Below are 24,681 nucleotides of genomic sequence, written 5' to 3'. Positions count from 1 at the left end.
TGCCGGATTTTTGACTCCGTCCAGGAACGCACAAGAAAAAGCACGGCAAACGCACGTCGGTCCATTCGCTCACGCCGGCCGGCGAACCGGGCAGCGCCTTCAACGACGCCGCGCGCTGCGCACCCCGCTCACCTGCGACAAGGCCACCAGCGTCTGCTGCAGCCGCTGCGCGTCGCTGACCTCGACGGTGAAGTTCATCCGCGACAGGTCGCTGCGCGCCGGCTTGCCCTTGCCGCTCTGCTGGTTCACCGAGACCACGTTGAGCTTGTCCTTGGCGAACAGCTCCAGCACGTCGCGCAGCAGGCCCGGCCGGTCGGTCGCCTCGACGACCAGGTCCACCGGATACAGCGCGCCCTTGCCCGCGCGGTCCGGCGCGGGCTCGCCCCAGGCGACCGCGATGACCCGCTCCGGCGCCGACTGCGCCATCTGGCGCAGGTTGGCGCAATCGGCGCGGTGGATGGCCACGCCCTTGCCGCGCGTCACGTAGCCGGTGATCGGATCGGGCGGCGCGGGCCGGCAGCATCGCGCCAGGCTGGTCAGCAGCGAGTCCACGCCCACCACCAGCACGCCGCCCTTGGGCGTGCGCCCTTCCCCGACCGTGCCCTTGACGTGCCGCTGGACGAGCAGCTCGTCCTCGTCCGCCTCGGGCACCGGCGGGCGCAGCAGCGTCTCGATGTTGCGCAGCGAGTACTCGTCCTTGCCGACGACCTCGAACAGCGCATCGGCGCTCTTGAAGCCCAGCCGCGCGGCGAGGTCCTCGAGCTTCACCGCCGTCTTGCCTTCGCGCTGCAGCTGCTTCTCGACCAGTTCGCGGCCCTTGGCGATCGTCTGCGACTGCACCTGCGCGTTGAAGTACGCGCGCACCTTGGCCTTGCTGCGCTGGCTCTGCAGGTAGCCGAGCTCGGCGTTGAGCCAGTCCAGCGACGGGCCGCCTTCCTTGAGCGCGACGATCTCCACCGTCTGGCCGCTGTGCAGCGGCGTGTTCAACGGGACCATCTGGCCGTCGACCTTCGCGCCGCGGCAGCGGTGGCCCAGGTCGGTGTGGACCGCGTAGGCGAAGTCCACCGCGGTCGCGCCCGCGCACAGCTCGACCACGTTGGCCTGCGGCGTGAACACGTAGATGCGGTCGTCGAAGGCCGGGCCGCTCTCGGCGACGTAGTCGCGCTCCCACGCCAGCAGCTGGCGCAGCACCGCCTTGCGCGCCTGCGCGACCTGTTCCTCGAATTCGCCCGCCGCGCTCACGCCGGCGTAGCCCTTCGTGCCGGCTTCCTTGTAGGCCCAGTGCGCCGCGACGCCGTGCTCCGCGTGCTCGTGCATCGCGCGGGTGCGGATCTGCACCTCCATCGGCCGGCCGTCCGCGGCGATCACCACCGTGTGCAGCGACTGGTAGCCGTTGGGCTTGGGCCGGGCGATGTAGTCGTCGAACTCGCCGTCGACCGGCTTGTAGAGTTCGTGCAGCCGGGCCAGCACCGCGTAGCAGTCCGCCACCTCCGGCACGACCACGCGCATCGCGCGCAGGTCGAAGACGCGTTCCAGCGTCAGGCCCTTGCCGCGCATCTTCTTCCAGATGCTGTACAGGTGCTTGGGCCGGCCCTGCACCTGCGCCGCGATGCCCAGCGCGCGCAGCTCGCGTTCCAGCGCCGCGCGCACGGACTCGACCGACTGCTCGCGCTCGACGCGCTTCTCGTGCAGGCCCTTGGCGAGCTGGTGGTAATGCTCGGGCTCGAGGAAGCGGAAGGCCAGGTCCTCGAGTTCCCACTTGATCTGCCAGATGCCCAGCCGGTTGGCCAGCGGCGCGAAGACCTGCAGCGACTCGGCCGCGAGCTCGCGCGGGCACGGCGTCTTCGTCGCCGCGTACCAGCGCAGCGACTGCAGCCGCGACGCCAGCCGCAGCAGCACGACGCGCAGGTCGCGCGAGAACGCCAGCAGCATCTTGCGCACCAGCTCGGTCTGCTCCTGGCGGCGCTGTTCCTCGACGCGCGCCTCGCGCGCCGCGCGCTGGATCTGCACCAGGCGCCGCGTGTGCGCGACCAGGCTCGCGTCGCTCTCGCCGAAGGCCTTGGCGACGATCTCCTCGGGCTTGTTCAGGTAGTCGCCGGCGTACACCAGGTAGGAGGCCGCCTGCATCGACGGCGCCGCGCCGACGCCGGCGAGGATCGCCGCCACGCCGTCGGCGTGGTCGAGCGCCGGTTCGCCGGTGCCCAGCAGCTGGCCGGCCAGCAGCGGCTCGGCGAAGGCGCGGGCGCGCCGCACCGGGTCGGCGGTCTCCTCGGGACGCGGCTGGGCCGCGGGCAATCGGCTGGGCAGGTCCCCGTCGAGCAGGGCCACGATGGGCGCCGCCTGGTCCTGCCGCAGCCCCGATTCCGTCTTCATGCGTCGTTCATCCGTGTCCACGCGGCGGCGCGTTCGGCCGTCGGGACGTCATCCGCGGTCGAGGAATCGCTCGACCACCTGGATCTGGTTCTCCTGCACCAGCGTCGGCGCGTGGCCGACACCGGGAAACTCGTGCAGCTCGGCGCGCGGGCCGCGCTGCGTCATCTGCTCGGCGGTCGCGCGGGTGAGCAGGTCCGACTCGCCGCCGCGCAGCAGCAGCGTCGGGCAGCGCACCGCGTCGTAGGCCGCCCAGAGCTGCGCCTCGCCGGCCTTGGCCAGCTCCGGCGTCAGGCCGGCCAGGCCCTGGCCGATGCGCGGGTCGTAGTGCAGCCGGCAGCGGTCGCCGTCGGGCTTGAACATCGCCCGCGACAGCGCCAGCCACTGCTCGTCGGTGTGCGGGCCGAAGCCCTGCGAGATGCCGCGCAGGTAGTCGGCGCCCTGCTGGCAGTTCTCGAACTGCGGCGCGCGCCCGAGGTAGCTCGCGATGCGCTGCAGCGCGACGAATTCGATCGTCGGTCCCACGTCGTTGAGGATCAGCCGCTTGATCGGGCTGGCCGGCATCGCCGCCAGCGCCAGGCCGATCAGGCCGCCCATCGAGGTGCCGAGCCAGTCCACCTGCGCCGCGCCGCCGCGCGCCAGCAGCGTGACCATGTCCGAGACGTATTGCGGCAGCTGGTAGTTGCGAGGATCGCCCAGCCAATCGGACTCGCCGCGGCCGACGACATCCGGGCAGATCACGCGGAAACGGTCGCTCAGGCGGCGCGCCAGCACGTCGAAATCGCGGCCCTGGCGCGACAGCCCGTGCACGCAGACCAGCACCCGCGGGTTGTCGGCCTGTCCCCACTCCCAATACGCGACCTGGTGCAGGCCGCACGGGCTCAGCGCCTGGACTTTTTTCAACAAGGGTTCAGACATCGCTCGTATCCTTTGCACCCATCCTAACAACCCTGAAGAGGACGCGGCATGTTGAAAGGAAAGACGGCCCTGGTCACCGGCTCCACCAGCGGCATCGGATTGGGGATTGCCCTGACCCTGGCCGAGCAAGGCGCGAACATCGTGCTCAACGGCTTCGGCGACCACGAGGGCCCCAAGGCGCAGGTCGAGGCGCTGGGCGTGAAGGTCGGTTATCACGGCGCCGACATGAGCAAGCCCGCCGAGATCGAGGCCATGATGGCCTACATCGACGAGGCCTTCGGCGGCTGCGACATCCTCGTGAACAACGCGGGCATCCAGTTCGTCGCCAACGTCGACGAGTTCCCCGCCGACAAGTGGGACGCGATCATCGCGATCAACCTCAGTTCCGCCTTCCACACGATGCGCCTGGCGCTGCCCGGCATGAAGAAGAGGAACTGGGGGCGCGTCATCAACATCGCCTCGACGCACGGGCTGGTGGCCTCGGCCGGCAAGTCGGCCTACGTGGCGGCCAAGCACGGCCTAATCGGCCTGACCAAGGCCGCGGCGCTGGAGACCGCCACCGTGCCGGTGACCGTCAACGCGATCTGCCCGGGCTGGGTGCTGACCCCGCTGGTGCAGAAGCAGATCGACACCCGCGCGGCCAACGAGAAGCTCGACCCCGCCGAGGCCAAGCGCCAGCTGCTGGCCGAGAAGCAGCCGTCGCTGCAGTTCACGACGCCGGAGGAACTCGGCGCGCTGGCGGTGTTCCTGTGCTCCGACGCCGCGGTCAACGTGCGCGGCCAGGCCTGGGCGATGGACGGCGGCTGGACCGCGCAGTGAGCGATCGATGAGCGATCGATGAGCGATCGATGAGCGGACGATGACCGCCCGGTGATCCGATCGGATCACGCGCCATGAAAAACGCCCGGTCGAGCCGGGCGTTCCTCATTCAGCACGGGAGGCCGATCAGCGCGTCATCAGGACGCTGCCGCTGACGTTGACCGTCACCGTCGCCTTGCCGGACTCGACCGGCAGCGCCTCGTCGGCGCTGGCGGCCATCGACTTGAAGCGCGCCATCGGCGGGGCCATCACCGGCATCGGCTGGTCGGCGTTGACGCTGACCTCGCCCACCCGGTAGCCGCCGTAGCCGAACTGCTGCGCGTACAGCGCCGCCTTGGCCTTGTAGCTGGCGATCGCCTGGGAGACCACCTCGCCCTCGGCCTTCTCGCGGGCCTCGCGCGACAGCCCGTAGCTGACGTTGGCGATCGACAGCGTCTGGATGCGCCCGCTCAGCTTGGAGATCGTCTCCATGTCGCGGCCCTGCACCAGCAGTTCCACGCTGCCCTGCCAGCCGGTGATCTGCGGCGCGCCGCTGCCGCCGGACTTGGTCTGGCCGTAGCGCGGGTACACCGACAGGTTGCCGGCCTGCAGGTCCACCTGACCCGGCTTGGCGACCTTGCGCGCCTCGGCCAGCGCGGCGTCCAGCGCCTGCTTGAGCTCGTTCTGGACGGCGCCGGCTTCCTTGCCCTCGCGGGTGGTGGAGAAGCGCAGCTGGAGCAGGTCCCGCGCCACCTCGGTCGTGGCCGAGGCGCTCAGCGACAGCACGTCGGTCTTGGCCGCCTCGGCCTGCGCCATCGCGGGCACCGCGGCGACCGCGCCGGCGGCGATCAGGGTGCGGGCGAGCTTCTTGGAGATTCGGATCATGGAAAGGGCTCCTTCCTGGCGTTGTCCTAAGGGAGAACGAGCATAACGGCTGCGACTTCCGTCACGGATGACCGCCGGAGGGCCCTTCGGTGCTCCCTTTGTGTGTCATTTGTTAATCACTTGAGGTCGGTCCGAGGGCCTGTTACAAAAGATGTAACTATCCAGTAAGGACTGCTGCATCCCGCAAACAGGCCGAAAAACTGCCCTTACAGTGCCGCTGTTACAAATTCCGGAGTGGCCGCCATGCAAAGCCCAACCCGCCCCAACCGCATCCTGGTCGTGGACGACGACGCCCGCATCCGCGACCTGCTGCGCCGCTACCTGGCCCAGGAGGGTTTCGAGGTCCTCCTGGCCGAGGACAGCAAGGCGCTGAACAAGCAGCTGACGCGGGAGACGGTCGACCTGATCGTGCTGGACCTGATGCTGCCCGGCGAGGACGGCCTGTCGATCTGCCGCCGGCTGCGCGCCGCGGGCGACAACACGCCGATCATCATGCTGACGGCCAAGGTCGAGGAAGTCGACCGCATCGTCGGCCTGGAGGTCGGCGCGGACGACTACCTGGCCAAGCCCTTCAACCCCCGCGAGCTGCTGGCCCGGATCAACGCGGTGCTGCGCCGCCGTCCGCCGCCGGAAGCGCCGGGCGCGCCGTCCAAGGAGCCGATGACGGTCCAGTTCGGCCCGTTCGAGTTCGACCTGGCGCTGCGCCGTCTGGCCAAGAACGGCGAGCCGGTGCCGCTGACCACGGGCGAGTTCTCGATGCTCAAGGCGCTGGTGCGCCATCCGCGCCAGCCGCTGTCGCGCGACAAGCTGGCGATGCTGGCGCGCGGCCGCGAGTTCGAGCCCTTCGACCGCAGCCTGGACGTGCAGGTCTCGCGCCTGCGCAAGCTGCTGGAAGAGGATCCGGCGCAGCCGCGCTTCATCCAGACGGTCTGGGGCGTGGGCTACGTGTTCGTGCCGGACGAGGCGGCCTGAGTCCGTGGCACCGCCGCGTCTGGCGCTGAACCTGTTCTGGCGCACCTTCGCGCTGCTGGCCTTGCTGCTGGCGGCGGGCGTGCTGGCCTGGCAGCAGACCTTCAAGGCCCTGGAAGCCGAGCCCAAGGCGCTCGAGGCGGCCCAGCAGCTGGCCGGCCTGGTGAACCTGTCGCGGGTGGCGCTGTCGAGCACGGACGCGATCAACCGCGTGGCCGTGGTGAAGTCGATCGCGCGCAGCGAGGCGGTCTCGGTGGAGGTGGCCGAAGCCACCGACCGCTGGCTGCCCTACGAGAACTCGCCCTTCGCGCAGCGGCTGCGCAAGGAGCTGGTCTCGCGGCTGGGGCCGCAGACGGTGCTGGCCAGCGGGCTGAACGGGGTGCCGGGGCTGTGGGTGCGGTTCGATGTCGGGCCGGACCAGTTCTGGCTCCAGACCAACCCGGCGCCGCTGCAGGCCAACCTGACCAACAACTGGTGGTGGATCGCGATCGCGCTGGGCGCGTCGCTGCTGGGCGCGGCGGCGATCGCGCGGCTGATCAACCAGCCGCTGCGCGAGCTGTCCATCGCCGCCAGCCGCATCCGCGAGGGCGAGTACGACTCGCGCCTGGACGAGAGCACGCTGACCAGCGAGATCCGGGAGGTCAACATGGGCTTCAACCGGATGGCGCGCGAGCTGGCCAAGATGGAAGAGGACCGCAGCGTGATGCTGGCGGGCATCTCGCACGACCTGCGCACGCCGCTGGCGCGGCTGCGGCTGGAAGCGGAGATGAGCGTCAACGACGAGCAGGCGCGGACCTACATCGCGCAGGACATTGACCAGCTCGACGCGATCATCAACAAGTTCATGGACTACGCGCGCCCGAGCGAGCTGCAGTTGCAGGCGCTCAACCTGCGCGAGCTGGTCGAGCGCGAGGCGCAGGGGTTCCGCGATCCGCAGCAGATCCAGATCAGCGTGCGGCTGTCCGCGGCGCTGCGGATCTGGACCGACCCGACGGAGCTGGGCCGCATCCTGCTGAACCTGTTCGAGAACGCGCGCCGCTACGGCCATCACGGCGACGAGCCGGCGCGGGTGGACGTCACGGCCGAGGCCGACAGCGCCTGGGTGCTGCTGACGGTGCGGGACCATGGGCCGGGCGTGCCGCCGGACAAGCTGGCCAAGCTGACGACGCCGTTCTATCGCGGCGACAGCGCCCGCACGGCGGCGACCGGCGCCGGCCTGGGCCTGGCAATCGTCGAGAAGTCGGTCCAGCGCCTGGGCGCGCAACTGCGCCTGGCCAACGCCGACGACAGCGGCTTCGTGGCGCAACTGCGCCTGAAGCGCGCCAGCGTCTGAAGACAGCGAGCCTCCCCGGGCCCGGAACAGGGCGTGAGGGTCCTGGAGGGAGCCCTCATGCCCTGTGATGGGCCGCGCTCCCGGATGGCAGGCGGCCTCAGGCCGACCAATCTCCCCGCACGAGCAGACAGACGGCGCGGGCCTCGATGGCCTTGAGCTCGCCGACCGGCCCCATCTTCTCGGCCGTCTTGGCCTTCACGTTGATCTGCCCGGGATCGATGCCGAGCACCTCCGCCAGCCGCTGGCGCATCGCCGGGATGTGCGGCGCCATCTTGGGCTGCTGGGCGACGATGGTCGTGTCGATGTTGCCGATCACCCAGTTCAGTCCCTTCACCCGCTGGTAGGCCTCGGCCAGCAGCACCATCGAGTCGGCGCCCTTGAACTCGGCCGCCGTGTCGGGGAACAGCTTGCCGATGTCGCCCAGCGCGGCGGCGCCGAGCAGCGCGTCGGTGATCGCGTGCGCGAGCGCGTCGGCGTCCGAGTGGCCGAGCAGCCCATGCGTGTGCGGGATGGTGATGCCGCCGAGGATCAGCGGGCGGCCGGCGACGAGCTGGTGGGTGTCCCAGCCCTCGCCGATGCGGAAGTTCAGAACCATGGGATCGACGCGGTGAACGCGGAAGCGGAGGTGATTGCGGAGGTGGCGACGCGGCGCCTCAGTTCGGCAGCGCGTTCGTGACCACCAGCGGGCCGCCGCGGGTCACGATCATCGTGTGCTCGAACTGGGCCGAGAGGTTGCCCTTCATGCCGGACAGGGTCCAGCCGTCGGCCTCCTCGTCGACCCAGCGGCTCTTGGTCGACAGGAAGGGCTCGATGGTGATGACCATGCCCTCCTCCAGGATCCGCGTGTCGTTGGGGTCGTAGTAGCCGGGGATGGTCTTGGGCTCCTCGTGCAGCGAGCGGCCGACGCCGTGGCTGCAGAGGTTCTCGATGATCTTGAACTTGTGCGCCCGGGCCACGCGCTCGATCGCGTGGCCGATGCGGTTGAGCCGCGCGCCGGGCTTCACTTCCTTCATCGCCTGCTCGAGCGCGTACTGCGCGGCGAAGACCAGTTGCGTCTTGGTCGGCGTGGTCGGCGGGACGATGCGCGTGCCGCCGGTGTCGGCGAAGTAGCCGCCCAGCTCGGCCGAGACGTCCACGTTGACGATGTCGCCCTTGTGGATCACGCGGTCGCCGGGGATGCCGTGCGCGGCCTGCTCGTTGATGCTGATGCAGGTGGCGCCGGGGAAGTCGTACATCACGCGCGGCGCGGATTTGGCGCCGAACTCGTCGAGCCAGCGCGCGCCCATCTCGTCGAGCTCGCGCGTGGTCATGCCCGGGCGGATCGCGTCGAGCATGCGTCGCAGCACGGTGGCCACCGCCTCGCCGGCGGCCTTCAGGCCCTGGATGTCGTCGTCGGATTCGATGGTCATGCGCGGTTCCTCAGCAGGCGTTCGGCCAACGCGAAGTCGGCGGGATAGGTGACCTTGAAGTTTTCCATGGAGGCTTCGACCAGCCTGGGCGCATGGCCAAGCGCCTCGACGGCGCTGGCCTCGTCGGTGATGCCGTCCAGCGGCCCGGCCAGCGCCGGCGCCAGCAGGCCCAGGCGGAACATCTGCGGCGTCTGCGCGGCCCACTTGCCGCGCCGGTCGACGGTGGCGGCGACGCGCGCGGCGCCGTCGGCGGTGGCCGCGTCCTTGAGCGTGTCGGCCACCGGCAGCGCGAGCAGCCCGCCGACCTCGTCGTCGGCGCAGGCGTCGATCAGCGCGTCGATCCACGCGGGGCGGACCAGGCAGCGGGCGGCGTCGTGGACCAGCACCCAGTCGTGCGGCTGGACGCCGCGCTCGCGCAGCGCCTGCAACCCGGCGGCGACGGAGTCGGCGCGGGTCGCGCCGCCGGAGCGGGCGATCCAGCCGCGCTCGCCGGCGAAGCCGGGCACGGCGGATTCGAACTGGTCGTCCTCGGGCGACAGGACCACGAGCGTGGCCTCGATCCGCGCCACCGCGCCGAGCGCGGCCAGCGTGTGCGCGATCAGCGCCTGGCCGGCGAGCGGGACGTACTGCTTGGGACGGTCGGCGCCGGAGCGGCTGCCGACGCCCGCGGCGGGCACCAGCGCGAAGCAGCGCGGGGCCAGGCCGATGGGGAAGGAACTCATGGGGCGCGATTGTAGGGAGGCGCGATCGGGGAAAATCCGCGCCGTGATCGCCCTCTCCGACATTTCCCACCGCCTGCGCGCGCTCGGCGCCAACGAGGCCCACGTCGGCCGCGTGCTGCGCCACTGGGTCCAGGCCCGGCCGCTGACCGACGGCAAGCGCAAGCTCGAGCACTACCTGCCGCAGGCGGTGCGCGAGGCGCTGCCGGCGCTGATGGACGAGCTGCACGGCCTGGCCACGCTGGTCGAGCGCCATCCCGGCGAGGACGGCTCGGCGCGGCTGCTGGTGGGCCTGACCGACGGCCAGACCATCGAGAGCGTGCTGCTGCCGCGCGACGGGCTGTGCGTGTCCAGCCAGATCGGCTGCGCGGTGGGTTGCCGCTTCTGCATGACCGGCAAGGACGGCCTGGTGCGCCAGGTCACCAGCGCGGAGATCGTGGCGCAGGTCGTGCTGGCGCGGCGCGAGCGCGCGGTCAGGAAGGTCGTGTTCATGGGCATGGGCGAGCCGTCGCACAACCTGGACGCGGTGCTGGAGGCGATCGAGCTGCTGGGCACGGCCGGCAACATCGGCCACAAGCAGCTGGTGTTCTCGACCGTCGGCGATCCGCGCGCGTTCGAGCGGCTCGGCCAGGGGCCGGTGAAGCCGGCGCTGGCGCTGTCGCTGCACACGACCAAGCCGGACTTGCGGCGCGAACTGCTGCCGCGCGCGCCACGGCTCACGCCGGCGGAGATCGTCGAGGCCGGCGAGCGCTACGCGCGCGAGACCGGGTATCCGATCCAGTACCAGTGGACGCTGCTGGACGGCGTCAACGACGGCGAGGACGAGCTCGACGGCATCGTCGCGCTGCTCAAGGGCAAGTACGGCGTGCTGAACATGATTCCGTACAACAGCGTGCCCGAGTTGCCCTATCGCCGCCCGGCGTGGGACAAGGCCCGCGACATCGCGCGCCGGCTGCATGAGCGCGGCGTGCTGACGAAGCTGCGGGATTCGGCCGGGCAGGACGTCGATGGCGGCTGCGGACAGCTGCGCGCGCGCAGCCTGGACGCGCCGGCGTCGATGCGCGAGGCCCGCCGCGCAATCCCGATCGCGCCGGCGGACTGAACCGCGCGCCGGCGCGATGCCGCTTCAGCGCGATGCCGCCATCGCGCCGGACGGCAGCCGCAGGCCGCCATCCCGCGGCACGGACGCGGTCCCCGGGGCGGGCGGCGCGATCCGCGACTCGGCGTCGCAGTTCCTGCGATCGACGGCGGCACGGGCCTGCTCGCAGGCGACGGCCAGGCGCGCGGTCAGCGGCATGCGGGACTTGCCGCGGTCGGGGACCACCGCGAACCCCTTGGCGATGCTGAACGATGTCCAGTCGACCTTCGCCACCGGCCCCTCCTGGGCGATCGTCATCGTCTTGCCGTCGATCGCGACGTCCGCCCGGCCATGCCGCGTCGCGGGGTCCCGCGGCTGCGTCGCGCCGGCCAGGCCCGGCAGCGCGATCAGCCCCACCGCCACCATCGCCGCCGCCAGCCGCCTCAGGCGCCGGCCCCTGCGCGCCTGCATCGTCCTGTCCTCGGTCCTCATCGCCCGCTCCTCGGCATCCCTCGCCATCGCCATCGCCATCGGCGTACCCCTGGGCCGCCTCACAGCGCGTACCCCAGGCTCACCCACACCTGCGGCGCCTTGGCGCGCGGGTCCGCGAGCGATCGCCGCAGCGTCTGCGGCGCCAGCCGCCAGGCCGCGCTCGCCTCGGCGTGCCAGCCGCCGTGCTGCCAGCGCACCCCCAGTCCGGCGCCGGCCAGCCCGCGGCCCGGGTGCTTGCGCCCGGCGGCCTCCCACGCGCTGTGGTGGAACTTCACCCGCCCCGCGTCCAGGAACGCGAACGGCTCCGCCGCGCCCGCGCGGTAACGCAGCTCGCCCTGGAGCAGCGCGCCCTGGTCGCCCGAGGTCTCGCCCGTCGGCCAGGCGCGCACGCTGCCGGGGCCGCCGAGCACGAACTTGCGCGACGCATCCACGTTGCGGTCGGACAGCTGGCTCGCGCCGCGCAGCAGCATCGACCAGGCGCCCCAGCCCTTGAGCAGCGCCAGCTCCGAGGACAGCACCAGCGACTCGCCGGCCACCCGGGCGCTGGCGGCGTCGAACCGGCGCGCGTCGTCGTCCAGCAGCCGCAACGTCGCGGCCTCGCCCGACACGCCGCCCCAGGCGACCCAGCCCTCGCCGCGGACCACGCCGCTCAGGCCGGTCTTCACCGCCACCGCCTGGCGCCGGTCGCGCAGCTCGACCGCGTCCTGGCGGTTGACGATGCGCCGCCCCTCCACCCCGAACTGCCAGCCGACGCTGGTCGTCGGCGTCGTCACGAGCGGCACCGAGAACGACGCGCCGGCCGTGTCCACCCAGCCCCGCGCCTGCAGCGGCTTGAACTCGCCGCCCAGCGCGTACTGGTGGTGCCCGCCGGTCAGCGACAGCCGCGTGCCGCGCACGCCCACCGGCAGCCGGTAGGCCGCCGCGCCCTGCCAGCCGCGGCCGTCGTTGCCGCCGGCCGACAGCGACAGCCGGTCGCCGAAGACCAGCAGCCCGTTGGCGTGGACCGTCGCCTGGGCACGGTGCCGGCCGGCGTAGCGGTTGCCGTGGTTGTCGGCCTCGATCTCGGCCTGCCAGCGGCGCGCCTGGTGGACGTCCACCTCGACCGCGCCTTCGCCGATGGCCTCGCCCGGGCTCAGCGTCGCGCGCGCCGAGACCCCCGGCAGTTGCGACACGAGCCGCAGCTGGCGCTCGAACACGTCGTCGATCGGGTCGCCGGTGCGCAGCGCGTCGAACCATCGCCCGGCGCGCGGCGCGGCATCGCCGGTCAATCCGACGCGGCCGTACCGGCCCTCGGCGACGGCCACGTGCAGGGTGCGCGGGGCGGCGGCGCCGTCCTGCGGAGGCAGATAGGCCCGCGCGAACGGGCGGCCCGCCGCGCGGATCTCGGACTCGATGCCGCGCAGCGCGGCGTCGACGGCCGCCGTGCTGGCATCCCCGTCGAGCCGGGTCTCCCAGCGCCGCGCCAGGTCCTCCGCGTCGAGGACCGTCACGCCATGCACGCGCAGCCGCGTGGGTGCCGGCGCGGCGGACGGCATCAGGCGAAGCGGCCGGGCATCGACGCGCGAGGCGCCGGCGTGGGAGTCGTCGGCGTGCGAAGTGTCGGCATGGGCGGTCCGGGCATCGGTGTCCGGCGAGGCCTCGGCCCAGGCCGGCGAGGCGCTCAGCAACAGGCCGGCCACGGCACGGGAAGTCAGCGTCCGGCCTTGCGGACGAGAAGGGAATCGAGGCATGTCTTTTAGAGGATCAGTGAGAGGAAGCGCGCCAAGGCCGGCATTCTTTGGAGCCAGGGCCGGGCGGCCAATGGCCGGCAATGCGGTGCGATGCCGCCGCGACCCTCGATCCAGGTCGCGATGGCACCGCTTGCCGTCAGGAACCCCGGCGGCGGTTCGGGGACAGGTCTTGCCGATCGGGAGCACGGCGCACATCGCCGGTCACCAGCGGTGCCTCGGGGGACAGCGCGGAGCGCTCGAACCCGCGCATGTCGCACGAGCGAGGCGCCATGTCCTCGTCGTCCGGCGCGGGCCCGCAGGCGCCCCCCGACGGGCCGGGCCACCCGTTCCGTCGCCACGCCGGCTCCGCCGGATGGACCGTCGGCGCCACGCGATCGACGACAGGGGTGACCGGAGCAATCGCCGGCGTCACGGGATCGACCACTGGCCTCACCGGATCGATCACGGGCATCACGGGATCCACCACGGGCCTCACCGGCTCGATCACCGGCATCACCGGATCGATCACAGGCCTCACCGGCTCGATCACCGGCGTCACGGGATCGATCACCGGCGTCACCGGCTCGACGACCGGGCGCACCGGGTCGATGACCTTGCCCTCGATGCTGCCGGCGAGCGTCAGGAGGTCCGGCGTCGCGTAGTTGCCGCCGTCCCGCCCGGCCACGCGCAGGCCGCGCACCGTCACCGTCTTGCCCTCGCCGGGAAGCGCGTTGTCGAACTCGGCGCCGCCATGGGTGACGACCACCTCGTCGCCCGGCAGGGGAACGACCGTCAGGTCGACCCGCGCCGCGCGCGTGCCGTCGTAGGTCTTCGTCGGCGCCACGCCGGTCACCGGCACCCGCAGCGGATGGATCGTCGCCACGGTCTCCCAGCTCCTGGAGATCCGCGTCCCCGTGTCGCCCGCGTTGGTCCTGATCTCGCTGAACGGCAGCTTGATGCGCCGTTCGCCATTGAAGCCCCACAGCCACGCGCTGGCGATCGCCACCTTGTCGTCCCCCGCCTGCTTGTCGACGAACTCCGCCACGACCTGCGCCCGCAGGTTGCTCGTCGGCAGCAGCTCGATGCCCACCAGGCTGCCCGACGACACGGTGGCCGCGGTGGTGCCGTCGTAGGTCTTGTCCGCGACGACGACGTTCACGCCGGCATTCTTGACGTCGACATGCAGCTGCGCCGCGCGCACCACGCCCAGCGTCAGCTTCCCGTCGTCCGGGTGGCTCCCGTCCGGGTTGGGCGGCGACGTCTCGAACGACACCCGCGATGTCGGCGCATCGATGGGCACGCCGTCCGTCATCGTGATCCCGCCCGGTTCCCCCGTCGACGTCAGGACCAGCCGGACATCGCCGGCCGCCCGCGCGATGGGGCTGCGCAGCGTGATGTCGCTGGCGTTCAGCGTCAGCGCGCCGGCATCCATCGCCTGGGTGGTGATGTGCTGCTTCACCTCGATGCGCCCCGTGGCCCGCAGCTCGACCGTCCGCCCCGCGTCCAGCCACCCCGACAGGTCCGCGCCCGACACGCGGGCGGGCGCGCTGTCCGCATCGGGAGGGAGGTCGCTGCGCCGCTTCGGATCGACGTCGATCTCCCAGTTCCTGGCGCCAAGCTGCAAGGTGCCGCCGCGGCCGGCGCCGAAATCCATGAACGGCATCGGCCGCGAACCGGCCTTGGCGAGCAGGCTCAGCGTGCCCGGCACGCCGGCGGGCCCGGCGCCCTTGACACGCAGCTGGGTGTTCGCGTCCGTCCCGATCGCGCCCGCCGAGATGAAGGACACCTGTCCACCCGGGCCGGAGACCGTCGCGTTCGCGACGATCTCGCTGCGTTTCCATACGCGCAACGGCGCCGCCAGGGCCGCGCTGTCGGCGCGCAGGCTCACCGAGCCGCCGGCGGTCGCCCCGTTGGCGTTCACGGTGATGTCCTTCAAGTCCAGGGTCGAGCCCCGCAGCGCGATCGTCCCGCCTCGACCTTCCTTGCCCTCCGCCTTGAACGCGCGGCCCTTCGCGGTCAGCGCCCCGGTGCCCGCGGCGATCTCGATGCTTCCGCCCGAGCGTCCGCCGCTGGCATGCATCGTGGCGCCGCCCTTCACGCCCCGGAGGCCCTCCACGTGCAGCTCGCCGCCGTCTCGACGCTCGCTGTCGGCGGCGAGCTGTCCCGCCAGGGTCACGTGGCCCGCGCTCAAACGGATCTTTCCGCCATGGGCCTTCTCGGCGGCGGCGATCAGCACGCCGGCGCTGCTCAGGTCGCCCTTGGCGCTGATCGAGATCGATCCGGCGCGCGTCACGCCGGTCGCCGCGGCGTCCACGCGCGCCTCCGGGCCCACGGCGACCTTCCCGCCGTGCGCGAGCAGGTGCCCGCCGGGCAGGGTGACGCTGCCGTTCAGCGCGACCTCGGCGCCGTTGAAGACCGCCACGCCGCCCTCGGCCACCCGGATCGTGCCGCCATGCCGGATCGCGCCGCCGTCGCCGCGCTGCGCCGCGAGCGCCTGCGCATCCAGCCGCTGCCAGCCGTCCGTCTGCCGGAGGGTCGACACCGCCAGTCCACCGACCTCGATCCGCGCGCCCGAGCCGATGGTCACGCCCTGCTCGTTGAGCAGGAACACCTGGCCCTTGGCCTGGAGTCCGCCGTGCAGCTGGCTCGGCGCCCCGCCGGTCACCCGGTTCACCAGGACCCAGTGCGGCGCCTGCTGGTCGACAAGCACCGCGGCGCCCTGGCCGATGTCGAATCGGCGCCACTCGATCGCGGCGCGTTCGGCCGACTGCACGATGCGCAACCGGCCGGCGCCGTCCGGCCTCACGTCGGCGCCGTGCGGCATGGCGCCCTCGGGCAGGGCCAGCGGCGCGAGAACCGGAACGGCGGACTGGGCCCGCGCGCCGGCCGGCAGGCAGGCCAGCAACGCCGCGGCGGCGAGGCCTCGCAGGGGAACAGGGACGAGGGACATGAGGCGGGCTCCGTATGTTGTCAAACCAGCCGTCATTCTTCGAAGCGCCCGACCCCCGCACCAATGACCGCCGTGGGTGGCCGCGCGCCGTCCGATCCCCCGCCCGCGTCCACCCGCCGCCGGGATGCACCAGGAACCGCGCGGCGGGTACGCCGACTGCCGCCTTGTCGCTCCTGTCACGGCCTGTCGCCGCCGCCTCCCTACAATTCCCGGCAAGCCCCTCCCGGGGCTGTCCTCATTTGTGCGCCATGCAGCTGTCCACGATCCTCCCCGGCAAACGCTTCACCCTGCCCCGCCCCACCGGCTCCGCCGATGCGCTGTTGCTCGCCCGCTTCGCGCGCCAGCAGCTCGACGCCGGCCGCCTCACGCTGATCGTGACCGCCGAGCCTGGCGACACCCAGCGCCTGGAGGACGAACTCAAGTTCTTCGCGCCCGAGCTGCGCGTGGCCGTCTTCCCCGACTGGGAAACCCTGCCCTACGACAGCTTCAGCCCGCACCAGGACCTGATCTCCGAACGCCTGGCCACGCTGTGGCGGCTGCTGCAGGCCAACGGGAAACCGGCGGCCGAACGCGACCTGGACGTCGTGCTGCTGCCGGCCACCACCGCGCTGACGCGGCTGGCCCCGCCGTCCTTCCTCGCCGCCACGACCTTCAACTTCCGCCAGAAGCAGCGCCTGGACGAGGCCGGCCTGAAGCGCCAACTGACGCTGGGCGGCTACCAGCATGTCAGCCAGGTGGTCTCGCCCGGCGAGTACGCGGTGCGCGGCGGCCTGATCGACCTCTTCCCGATGGGCTCGCCGGTGCCCTACCGCGTGGACCTGTTCGGCGACGAGGTGGATTCGATCCGCGTGTTCGACCCGGACTCGCAGCGCTCGCTGTACCCGGTGCCCGAGGTCCGCCTGCTGCCGGGCCGCGAGTTCCCGATGGATGAGGCCTCGCGCAAGGCCTTCCGCGCACGCTGGCGCGAGAAGATGGACGGCGACCCGACCCGGTCGCGCCTGTACAAGGACATCGACACCGGCCTGGCCACCGCCGGCATCGAGTACTACCTGCCGCTGTTCTTCGACGAGATCGCCAGCGTCTTCGACTACCTGCCGGCCGAGGCGGGCCTGGCGCTGCACGGCGAGGTCGACGAGGCGCTGCAGCGCTTCTGGACCGACACCCGCGAGCGCCACCGCTTCCTGCAGCACGACCCGGACCGGCCGATCCTGCCGCCCGAGGCGATCTTCCTGCGGCCCGAGGACTTCTTCACCGCGACGCACCGCCACGCGGTGCTGTCGGTGCGCGGACGTGACGCGGTCGACTACGCCCGCCCGCTGCCCGACGTCAGCGTCGAGCGCGGCGCGCAGGAACCGCTGGCGCGGCTGGCCGCGCACCTGAAGGACACGGCCTTCCGCGTGCTGCTGCTGGCCGAGAGCGAGGGCCGGCGCGAAAGCCTGCTCGAGCTGCTGCGCGACAACAAGATCGATCCGCCCTCGGTGAAGGACCTCGCGGAGTTCGAGGCCAACCCGGACGAACGCTTCGCGATCACCGCCGCGCCGCTGGCGGCGGGCTTCTTCTGGAACGAGCCCGACGAGGGCCGCCAGATCCAGCTGCTCACCGAGACCGAGCTGTTCGCCACGACGCCGACGACGCGCCGGCGCCGCAAGCAGGAACAGGTCAGCGACGTCAACGCGCTGATCAAGGACCTGTCCGAGCTGAAGGTCGGCGACCCGGTGGTGCACACCAACCACGGCATCGGTCGCTACCTGGGGCTGATCAACATCGACCTGGGCGACGGCCCCAGCGAGTTCCTGCACCTGGAGTACGCCGACAAGGCCACGCTGTACGTGCCGGTGGCGCAGCTGCACCTGATCAGCCGCTACACCGGCGTCAGCGCGGAGGAGGCGCCGCTGCACAAGCTGGGTTCGGCCCAGTGGGACAAGGCCAAGCGCAAGGCCGCCGAGCAGGTGCGCGACACCGCCGCCGAACTGCTGAACCTGTACGCCCGCCGCGCGGCGCGCGAGGGCCACGCCTTCCGCTACTCGCCGCACGACTACGAGGCCTTCGCCGCGAGCTTCGGCTTCGAGGAGACCCCCGACCAGCGCGCCGCGATCCATGCCGTCATCCAGGACATGATCAGCCCGAAGCCGATGGACCGGCTGGTCTGCGGCGACGTGGGCTTCGGCAAGACCGAGGTGGCGCTGCGCGCCGCCTTCGTCGCGGTGATGGGCGGCAAGCAGGTCGCGCTGCTGGCGCCGACGACGCTGCTGGCCGAGCAGCATTTCCAGAACATCGCCGACCGCTTCGGCAAGTGGCCGGTCAAGGTCGCCGAGATGAGCCGCTTCCGCTCCGCCAAGGAGATCAAGGCGGCGATGGAGGGCCTGGCCGACGGCTCGATCGACATCGTCATCGGCACGCACAAGCTGCTCTCCGCCGAGGTGAAGTTCAAGCGCCTGGGGCTGCTCGTCATCGACGAGGAACACCGCTTCGGCGTGCGCCACAAGGAGGCGATGAAGGCCATGCGCGCCGAGGTCGACGTGCTGACGCTGACCGCCACGCCGATCCCGCGCACGCTGGGTATGGCGCTGGAGGGGTTGCGCGACCTGAGCGTCATCGCCACCGCGCCGCAGCGCCGGCTGGCGATCAAGACCTTCGTGCGCAGCGAGACCAGCGGCACGATCCGCGAGGCGGTGCTGCGCGAGCTCAAGCGCGGCGGCCAGGTCTACTTCCTGCACAACGAGGTGGAGACGATCGAGAACCGGCGCATGAAGCTGCAGGAACTGCTGCCGGAGGCCCGCATCGTCGTCGCCCACGGCCAGATGCCCGAACGCGAGCTGGAGCGGGTGATGCGCGAGTTCGTCGGCGGCAAGCACAACCTGCTGCTGTGCTCGACCATCATCGAGACCGGCATCGACGTCCCGTCGGCCAACACCATCGTCATCAGCCGCGCCGACAAGTTCGGCCTGGCGCAGCTGCACCAGCTGCGCGGGCGCGTCGGGCGTTCGCATCACCAGGCCTATGCCTACCTGATGGTGCCGGACGTCGAGGGCCTGACCAAGCAGGCCGCGCAGCGCCTGGAGGCGATCCAGGCGATGGAGGAGCTGGGCTCGGGCTTCTACCTGGCGATGCACGACCTGGAGATCCGCGGCGCCGGCGAGGTGCTGGGCGAGCACCAGAGCGGCAACATGATGGAGGTCGGTTTCCAGCTCTACAACGAGATGCTGTCCGAGGCGGTGCGCTCGCTCAAGGCCGGGCGCGAGCCGGACCTGCTCAGCCCGCTGTCGGCGACGACCGAGATCAACCTGCACGCGCCCGCGCTGCTGCCCGACGCCTACTGCGGCGACGTGCACCAGCGGCTGTCGCTGTACAAGCGGCTGGCCACGGCGGACCGGGCCGAACAGATCGACGCGATGCTCGAGGAGATCACCGACCGCTTCGGCAAGCTGCCGGCGCAGGGGCAGACGCTGTTCGACACGCACCGGCTGCGGGTGCTGGCCAAGCCCTACGGCGTGATGAAGATCGACGCGGCGCCGACGGTCATCAACATCAACTTCCGGCCCAACCCGCCGATCGATCCGATGCGGGTGATCGAGCTGGTGCAGAAGAACCGCAACATCAAGCTGGTGGGCAACGAGAAGCTGCGCATCGACAAGGCGCTCAGCGATCCCAAGGACCGGGCGCAGGCGGTGCGGGAAGTGCTGCGGCTGCTCGGCGCGCCGGTCACCTCGCATTGAGCTGCATGGCGCTGCATGGGGCAGCGCTCACTCGAACTGCTGGCAGGCGTCGCGCATCGCCACGAGTCCGGGTCAGTGACCCCGGCCGAACCGCTTCCTAGACTGCTGGGCTTCTCAACCACGGGAGATGCCGATGCATCAGCACCTGTCAGTGCCCCACGCGATCCAACCGCCCGAGTCGATCGAGGCGATGGCGGCCCGCCTGGCACGGGAACAAGCGGAAGACGACGCCTGGGAGGCCGCGCGCGACGCCGACATCGCAGGCAAGTACCGGGGGCGCGAGTACGCGAGGACCTGCCTGGCGTGCCAGCACCTGCCGCCCGATTACCTCGACGTCGGGCAGGATCCTCTCAGCCTGCTGCTGCGCGAAGGCCGGCGGATCGATCGCCTGGAAGTGCATGCGCGCGAGGGCTGCGAGACCTGCCCCTACCTGCCGGAGAACTACGGCAAGGCGGTGCGATGCCGGGTACTGGGACTCGACGACTGGGGCGACGGGCCGGAAGAGGATCGCATCCGGCGGGTCCGCTTCGAAGCCTGGGAGGCCAGCCATGCGTCGCGCTGAACCGCTCTACATGCTCGACACGAACATCGTCAGCTGCCTGATGGACCCGCCGGACAAGGCGAGCCGCCGCTACTGCGACGAGCGGTTCGCCGCGCTCCAAGGCCGGATCGCCATCAGCGTGGTGGTGCAGGCCGAAATCTTCTACGGCCTCGAGAAGACGCGCTCCCCGCGCAAGGAGTTGCGCCTGCGGGAATTGATGCGCCGCGTCCAGGTCGAGTACCTCAACGACGACCTGTGGTTCTCCGATCTCTACGCGTGCATCAGGACCCAGGTGGAGCGCATCGGCCGAGGTCCGGGAAAGCTCGACATGGCCATCGCCGCTCACGCGATGGCCCTCGACGCCACGCTGATCAGCGACGACAAGGCGATGTCCCACATCGAGGGTCTGCGGCTGGAGACCTGGAACGTTCCCGAGGTCGTTCACCGTCGACGCGCTTCTGGCGTGGCCGAACCCGCCGCGGTGTACCTGTCGTCGGACCTGCCCCGGCCGCCAGCAGGCTGGATGACGTGCTCGCCGGCCGCCCGTTACGCCACGGCCCATGCGCGTTGATGCCCGCCCGGGCGAGTGCGCTAAGCTCCCGCCCGTCCCCGCCGGCCGATCGTCCGGATCGTCGGCGGGGACCTTCCGCCTTCCAGGTCCTGGCCGCCGGGACCCCGCCTTCAAGCCCGTCGCCGATCCGAACGCATGACCACCACCTCGTCCTCGTCGCCCGTGTCCTCGCCTGCCCCCTCGCCCCTCGTCCTGCAAGGCCTCACCGCCCCCCTGTCGCTCGCCGACTTCAAGCTGGCCGCCTTCGACATGGACTCGACGCTGATCACGATCGAGTGCATCGACGAGATCGCCGCCGCCGCGGGCCGCAAGGACGAGGTCGCCGCGATCACCGAGGCCGCGATGCGCGGCGAGATCACCGATTTCAAGGACAGCCTGCGCCGCCGGCTCGCGCTGCTTCAAGGCGTCGGCGAGGACGCGCTGGCGCAGGTCCTGCGCGAGCGGCTGCGGTTCAATCCCGGCGCGCGCGAGCTCTGCGCCGCGCTGAAGTCCGCCGGCCTGACGCTGGTGCTGGTCTCGGGCGGCTTCACCTACTTCACGCGTTTCGTCGCGGCCGAGCTCGGCATGGACTTCGTGCGCAGCAACGAGCTGGAGATCGTCGACGGCCGGCTCACCGGCGGCCTGGTGATGCAGGACTGGGGCGACATCTGCGACGGCGAGGAGAAGCGCCGCATGATGCTGGCCTGCGCCGACCGCGTCGGCGCCACGCCCGCGCAGTGCATCGCCGTCGGCGACGGCGCGAACGACCTGCCCATGATGGGCGCGGCCGGCCTGTCGGTCGCGTACCACGCCAAGCCCAAGGTCCGCGCGCAGGCGATGGTCGCCATCAACGACGGCGGGCTGGACCGGCTGCTCGACGTCCTTCGCTGACACGCTTCGCTCGACCTTCGCCAGCCCCGGTCCCGAACCGGGGACGCACGGCGCTGGCCGGGGACGGCATGGCGCGGGGTTTTGGCGCTTGCCGCCAAGGCCCCATGCCATGGCGGCCAACGCGCCATTCGTCACAGTACCGACTTGAACCGCCGCGCCTTCCCTGCGATGCTTTCCGGGTTGACAGGGAGCAGCGATGCGGGAACAGCACGCGACGAGATCCGACGAGCAGGCCGTCATCGACCACTTGCAGCGCAACGTGCTGGAGGCGGTCGCGCTGGGCCGTCCGCTGGCGGCGGTCATGGACCTGCTGTGCCGCGGCGTCGAGACGCTGGCGCCGGAGGTGATCTGCTCGGTGCTGGCGGTGGACGCCGACGGCCACGTCCATCCGCTGGCCGCGCCCAGCCTGCCGGCCGCGTTCAGCGCCGCGCTGGAGGGTTTCTCGATCGGCCCGCAGGCGGGCTCCTGCGGCACGGCGGCCTGGCGGCGCGAGCCGGTCGAGGTCACCGACATCGCCTCCGATCCGCTGTGGGCCGATTTCCGCGCGCTGGCGCTGCCGCACGGCCTGGCGGCCTGCTGGTCGACGCCGATCCTGCTGGGCGCGGACCAGGTCGTGGCCACCTTCGCGCTGTACTACCGCGAGCCCCGCGGCGCCGCGCCCTTCCACCGCCGCATGGTGCAGGCCTGCGCCCAGCTGTGCCAGATCGCCTTCATGCATGACCGCCACCAGCGCGAGATCGAGCGGCTGGCCTACTTCGACGGCGTCACCGGCCTGCCCAACCGCACGCTGCTGGCCGACCGCGCGCGCCAGACGCTGCTGCTGGCCTCGCGCACCGACGCGCCGGCGGCGCTGCTGCTGCTGGACATCGACCGGTTCAAGACGGTCAACGACTCGCTCGGCCATGCGGTCGGCGACCAGGTGCTCAAGCACATCTCCGGGCGGCTGCTGGGCGCGCTGCGCGACAGCGACTCGCTGGCGCGGCTGGGCGGCGACGAGTTCGTCGCGCTGCTGCCCGGCTGCAACGCCGAGGACGCGATGCATGTCGCCGACAAGCTGCGCGCGGCGCTGGAGGCGCCGATCCCGCTGGACGGCAGCCACGCGCGCGTCCAGATGACCGCCAGCATCGGCGTGTGCGCCTTCCCCAAGGACGGCCAGGACCTGGACCAGCTGCTCAAGAACGCCGACATCGCGATGTACGAGGCCAAGCGCGCCGGCCGCGACTGCGCGCGCTTCTTCCTGCATGCGATGAACCAGGCGCTGGACGAGCGGCTGGACATCGAGGCGGCGCTGCGCCATGCGCTGTCGCATCGCCAGCTGCAGCTGCATTTCCAGCCCAAGGTGCGGTTGTCGGACCGGCGGCTGGTCGGCGTCGAGGCGCTGCTGCGCTGGCACGACGCCGAGCGCGGCTGGGTGCCGCCGGACCGCTTCATCCCGGTGGCCGAGGAAAGCGGCCTGATCAACGCGCTGGACGCCTGGGTGCTGGAACAGGGCTGCGCGCAGCTGGCCGCCTGGCGCGCGCAGGGGGTCGACGTGCCGGGGTTGTCGGTCAACGTCTCGCCGCAGCGCTTCCACCAGGACGACGTCGCCGCGCATGCGCGCGCCTTGATCGCCCGTCACGGCCTGGCCGCCGCCGACCTGACGCTGGAGGTCACCGAGCGGCTGATGCTGGACGACACCAGCCGGCCGCGCGAGCAGCTGCAGCAGCTCCACGAGATGGGCGTCGGAGTGTCGGTGGACGACTTCGGCACCGGCTACTCGAGCCTGAGCTACCTGAAGCGGCTGCCGGTGACCGAGCTCAAGCTGGACAAGAGCTTCGTGCGCGACCTGGAGCACGACGCGGACGACCGCGCGTTGTCGAGCGCGGTGATCGGCATCGGGCGCTCGCTGGGGCTGGTCGTGGTCGCGGAAGGCGTGGAGACCGACGGCCAGCGCGAGATCCTGCTGGCCATGGGCTGCGACGCGGCGCAGGGCTGGCTCTTCGGCCGGCCGATGGCGGCCGAGGCGCTGGCCGAGTGGGCCGCGCCGCGCGCGCCCGGTTGACGCGCGACGCCCGGCCGACGCGGGCGCGCCCGACCGATGACGGGTCGATCACGGACCGGTGACGGGCCGATCGCGGGCCGGTCACGGCCGATGGCAGCCGGGAACATCCCGGAGCGGTCGCAGACTGAGGCGGCCTTCCTTGGCTCCCGGCTTCCTTCCCATGGCCTCCGTCGTCCATCAGATCGCCACCGCGCGCTTTTTCCACCCCGACTCCTCACCGACCTGCGAGCCGCTCCGGCCGGCCGCTGCCGATCTGAAACAGCTGCGTGAGGACACGCTGGCGCGGCTCCAGGCGATTCGCCTGCGCCTGCCCCGACTGAGCCTGGACGCGCCGCCGATCGCGCGCGCGCCGTCCCCGAGCGCCGTCCGCACCGGCCCCGTGGCGCCAACGCGCGGTCCATCTCCGCAGGGACCCATCGCGCATCCAGGCCCGCGGCCGCCGTCGCCGCCATCGCCGATCTCACCGATCTCACCGATCTCACCGATCTCACCGACCTCGCCGACCTCGCCGACCTCGCCGCCGTCGCCGCGACCCGCGGCTCGATCCGAGATCGCGCGCGACGACTCGAAGCAGCGCCTGTGCGCCTTGATCGACGACTACCTGGCGGAGTCCCTGCGGCAGGCGGAATGCCCGTCCGGCGCCAAGGGCTCCGACCCGGCCACCTCGCTGAGCGACGAGCTCCTGCGCTGGGCCCTCGGCGCGACCGAAGGGGACGTGGTGACACCCCAGGGTCTCGATCGCTTGCACGCGGCGCTGACCTTGCACAAGGCGGAGCGCGGCCAGGACGGGTCCGTCACGATCGAGGACGCGCGCGGCGACGCCGGGCACCTGATCGACCTGCCGCCCAAGGCCATGCTGGCGCGTTCCCGCCTGTGCCGGGACCATCTGCCCTTGCTGCTGCGCGTGCACAACGATCGCGTGCGGGATCCCCGGGCCTTCGCCGCCAGCCTGGGCGCCAGCCACCGGACCATGCTCTTCGTGGACCGCACGCAGTTCGGCCAGCTGCCGCATGGGACGGCCGTTCCCCGTGTCCACGGCCTGTGGCTGAACAAGCTCGAGGACGACGGCGACGATCTTCGGCATCACACCCGCGCGTTCCGCAAGGACCTCTTCGCGATGCCGCAACTGGCCGACGTCTACGCACCGGCCTCCTGGAACACCGCCGACGACGTCCTCGGGAGGACGCTCCAGCAGTGCAAGCTCAGGGTGCATTGGGTCCTCGACGAGGGCGTGGAGATCGCCAGCACGAAGAAGCCCGGGCGGATCGCCCGCGCCGTGCAGTTCATGCGCTCGGCCTCGGCCTGAGCGGCC

General features: G+C 71.6%; 19 protein-coding genes. 10 read left to right on the top strand and 9 right to left on the bottom strand.

Translation table 11 applies throughout. The annotated features are described in order from the left end of the window. Positions 1–99: 99 nt before the first annotated feature. Together N5D62_RS17155 and N5D62_RS17150 are read right to left on the bottom strand one after the other, a co-directional pair. A complete protein-coding gene (locus N5D62_RS17155; protein ID WP_279759076.1) occupies positions 100–2,373 on the bottom strand; it encodes a bifunctional (p)ppGpp synthetase/guanosine-3',5'-bis(diphosphate) 3'-pyrophosphohydrolase in 2,274 nt (757 codons plus the stop codon). 48 nt (positions 2,374–2,421) lie between these two features. After that, positions 2,422–3,288 carry an alpha/beta hydrolase gene (locus N5D62_RS17150; RefSeq protein WP_279759075.1) on the bottom strand — a complete coding sequence of 289 codons (867 nt, stop codon included), beginning with the start codon at positions 3,286–3,288 and terminating at the stop codon, positions 2,422–2,424. Positions 3,289–3,336: 48 nt separating this feature from the next. Here N5D62_RS17150 and N5D62_RS17145 point away from each other — a divergent pair, with 48 nt between their 5' ends. Continuing rightward, entirely contained in the window at positions 3,337–4,107 is a 771-nt protein-coding gene (locus N5D62_RS17145) for a 3-hydroxybutyrate dehydrogenase (protein WP_279759074.1), read from the top strand. Positions 4,108–4,233: 126 nt separating this feature from the next. Here N5D62_RS17145 and N5D62_RS17140 read toward each other — a convergent pair whose 3' ends face one another. Next, a complete protein-coding gene (locus tag N5D62_RS17140; RefSeq protein WP_279759073.1) occupies positions 4,234–4,971 on the bottom strand; it encodes an SIMPL domain-containing protein in 738 nt (245 codons plus the stop codon). 243 nt (positions 4,972–5,214) lie between these two features. Here N5D62_RS17140 and ompR point away from each other — a divergent pair, with 243 nt between their 5' ends. Together ompR and N5D62_RS17130 are read left to right on the top strand one after the other, a co-directional pair. Further along, positions 5,215–5,943 carry a two-component system response regulator OmpR gene (gene ompR / locus N5D62_RS17135; RefSeq protein ID WP_279759072.1) on the top strand — a complete coding sequence of 243 codons (729 nt, stop codon included), beginning with the start codon at positions 5,215–5,217 and terminating at the stop codon, positions 5,941–5,943. Between the two features lie 4 nt (positions 5,944–5,947). Beyond that, entirely contained in the window at positions 5,948–7,273 is a 1,326-nt protein-coding gene (locus N5D62_RS17130) for an ATP-binding protein (RefSeq protein WP_279759071.1), read from the top strand. Between the two features lie 97 nt (positions 7,274–7,370). Here N5D62_RS17130 and ispF read toward each other — a convergent pair whose 3' ends face one another. From ispF to ispD, 3 genes are read right to left on the bottom strand one after another with little or no spacing between them, the layout of a single operon-like run. Then, complete coding sequence (gene ispF / locus N5D62_RS17125; RefSeq protein ID WP_279759070.1) at positions 7,371–7,868, bottom strand: 2-C-methyl-D-erythritol 2,4-cyclodiphosphate synthase; 498 nt, start codon at positions 7,866–7,868, stop codon at positions 7,371–7,373. 58 nt (positions 7,869–7,926) lie between these two features. Next, positions 7,927–8,682, bottom strand: a complete 756-nt coding sequence (map, locus tag N5D62_RS17120) for a type I methionyl aminopeptidase (protein WP_279759069.1) — start codon at positions 8,680–8,682, stop codon at positions 7,927–7,929. After that, positions 8,679–9,404 carry a 2-C-methyl-D-erythritol 4-phosphate cytidylyltransferase gene (gene ispD, locus N5D62_RS17115; RefSeq protein ID WP_279759068.1) on the bottom strand — a complete coding sequence of 242 codons (726 nt, stop codon included), beginning with the start codon at positions 9,402–9,404 and terminating at the stop codon, positions 8,679–8,681. Before ispD ends, map begins: the two co-directional genes overlap by 4 nt. A gap of 46 nt (positions 9,405–9,450) precedes the next feature. Here ispD and N5D62_RS17110 point away from each other — a divergent pair, with 46 nt between their 5' ends. Further along, the gene (locus N5D62_RS17110) at positions 9,451–10,503 is read left to right on the top strand and encodes an RNA methyltransferase (RefSeq protein ID WP_279759085.1); all 1,053 of its coding nucleotides are present in this window, start codon (positions 9,451–9,453) and stop codon (positions 10,501–10,503) included. Between the two features lie 24 nt (positions 10,504–10,527). Here the strand turns inward: N5D62_RS17110 and N5D62_RS17105 are convergent, their stop codons facing one another. The 3 genes from N5D62_RS17105 to N5D62_RS17095 all read right to left on the bottom strand — a co-directional run bounded on the left by N5D62_RS17105 (position 10,528) and on the right by N5D62_RS17095 (position 15,630). Further along, positions 10,528–10,971, bottom strand: a complete 444-nt coding sequence (locus N5D62_RS17105) for a hypothetical protein (protein WP_279759067.1) — start codon at positions 10,969–10,971, stop codon at positions 10,528–10,530. Positions 10,972–11,030: 59 nt separating this feature from the next. Then, entirely contained in the window at positions 11,031–12,701 is a 1,671-nt protein-coding gene (locus N5D62_RS17100) for a ShlB/FhaC/HecB family hemolysin secretion/activation protein (RefSeq protein ID WP_279759066.1), read from the bottom strand. A 136-nt stretch (positions 12,702–12,837) separates the two neighbouring features. Then, complete coding sequence (locus N5D62_RS17095) at positions 12,838–15,630, bottom strand: filamentous hemagglutinin N-terminal domain-containing protein (protein ID WP_279759065.1); 2,793 nt, start codon at positions 15,628–15,630, stop codon at positions 12,838–12,840. Positions 15,631–15,878: 248 nt separating this feature from the next. On the opposite strand from N5D62_RS17095, the gene mfd reads away from it, so the two are divergent. The 6 genes from mfd to N5D62_RS17065 all read left to right on the top strand — a co-directional run bounded on the left by mfd (position 15,879) and on the right by N5D62_RS17065 (position 24,675). After that, positions 15,879–19,346: a transcription-repair coupling factor gene (gene mfd, locus N5D62_RS17090; RefSeq protein ID WP_279759064.1), complete on the top strand. Its 3,468-nt coding sequence runs from the start codon at positions 15,879–15,881 to the stop codon at positions 19,344–19,346. 133 nt (positions 19,347–19,479) lie between these two features. Further along, positions 19,480–19,908 (top strand): hypothetical protein, encoded by a 429-nt coding sequence (locus N5D62_RS17085; RefSeq protein WP_279759063.1) that lies wholly within the window; start codon positions 19,480–19,482, stop codon positions 19,906–19,908. After that, complete coding sequence (locus N5D62_RS17080) at positions 19,895–20,458, top strand: PIN domain-containing protein (RefSeq protein WP_279759062.1); 564 nt, start codon at positions 19,895–19,897, stop codon at positions 20,456–20,458. Before N5D62_RS17085 ends, N5D62_RS17080 begins: the two co-directional genes overlap by 14 nt. Before the next feature lie 135 nt (positions 20,459–20,593). Then, on the top strand, positions 20,594–21,328 hold the full coding sequence (gene serB / locus N5D62_RS17075; protein WP_279759061.1) for a phosphoserine phosphatase SerB: 735 nt from the start codon (positions 20,594–20,596) through the stop codon (positions 21,326–21,328). A 196-nt stretch (positions 21,329–21,524) separates the two neighbouring features. After that, positions 21,525–23,369 (top strand): EAL domain-containing protein, encoded by a 1,845-nt coding sequence (locus N5D62_RS17070; protein ID WP_279759060.1) that lies wholly within the window; start codon positions 21,525–21,527, stop codon positions 23,367–23,369. A gap of 586 nt (positions 23,370–23,955) precedes the next feature. Beyond that, positions 23,956–24,675 (top strand): hypothetical protein, encoded by a 720-nt coding sequence (locus N5D62_RS17065; protein WP_279759059.1) that lies wholly within the window; start codon positions 23,956–23,958, stop codon positions 24,673–24,675. Positions 24,676–24,681: the final 6 nt, after the last annotated feature.

The organism is Mitsuaria sp. GD03876 (genome assembly GCF_029840635.1).
GTDB lineage: Bacteria > Pseudomonadota > Gammaproteobacteria > Burkholderiales > Burkholderiaceae_C > Roseateles.
This window is presented reverse-complemented; position numbering and strand designations above follow the sequence as displayed.

Excerpts from the sequence above, each read along its gene's own strand:
- N5D62_RS17155 (WP_279759076.1), bottom strand. The coding sequence starts at position 2,373 with ATGAAGACGGAATCGGGGCTGCGGCAGGACCAGGCGGCGCCCATCGTG.
- N5D62_RS17150 (WP_279759075.1), bottom strand. The coding sequence starts at position 3,288 with ATGTCTGAACCCTTGTTGAAAAAAGTCCAGGCGCTGAGCCCGTGCGGC.
- N5D62_RS17145 (WP_279759074.1), top strand. The coding sequence starts at position 3,337 with ATGTTGAAAGGAAAGACGGCCCTGGTCACCGGCTCCACCAGCGGCATC.
- N5D62_RS17140 (WP_279759073.1), bottom strand. The coding sequence starts at position 4,971 with ATGATCCGAATCTCCAAGAAGCTCGCCCGCACCCTGATCGCCGCCGGC.
- ompR (WP_279759072.1), top strand. The coding sequence starts at position 5,215 with ATGCAAAGCCCAACCCGCCCCAACCGCATCCTGGTCGTGGACGACGAC.
- ispF (WP_279759070.1), bottom strand. The coding sequence starts at position 7,868 with ATGGTTCTGAACTTCCGCATCGGCGAGGGCTGGGACACCCACCAGCTC.
- map (WP_279759069.1), bottom strand. The coding sequence starts at position 8,682 with ATGACCATCGAATCCGACGACGACATCCAGGGCCTGAAGGCCGCCGGC.
- ispD (WP_279759068.1), bottom strand. The coding sequence starts at position 9,404 with ATGAGTTCCTTCCCCATCGGCCTGGCCCCGCGCTGCTTCGCGCTGGTG.
- N5D62_RS17105 (WP_279759067.1), bottom strand. The coding sequence starts at position 10,971 with ATGAGGACCGAGGACAGGACGATGCAGGCGCGCAGGGGCCGGCGCCTG.
- N5D62_RS17100 (WP_279759066.1), bottom strand. The coding sequence starts at position 12,701 with ATGCCTCGATTCCCTTCTCGTCCGCAAGGCCGGACGCTGACTTCCCGT.
- N5D62_RS17095 (WP_279759065.1), bottom strand. The coding sequence starts at position 15,630 with ATGTCCCTCGTCCCTGTTCCCCTGCGAGGCCTCGCCGCCGCGGCGTTG.
- mfd (WP_279759064.1), top strand. The coding sequence starts at position 15,879 with ATGCAGCTGTCCACGATCCTCCCCGGCAAACGCTTCACCCTGCCCCGC.
- N5D62_RS17085 (WP_279759063.1), top strand. The coding sequence starts at position 19,480 with ATGCATCAGCACCTGTCAGTGCCCCACGCGATCCAACCGCCCGAGTCG.
- N5D62_RS17080 (WP_279759062.1), top strand. The coding sequence starts at position 19,895 with ATGCGTCGCGCTGAACCGCTCTACATGCTCGACACGAACATCGTCAGC.
- serB (WP_279759061.1), top strand. The coding sequence starts at position 20,594 with ATGACCACCACCTCGTCCTCGTCGCCCGTGTCCTCGCCTGCCCCCTCG.
- N5D62_RS17070 (WP_279759060.1), top strand. The coding sequence starts at position 21,525 with ATGCGGGAACAGCACGCGACGAGATCCGACGAGCAGGCCGTCATCGAC.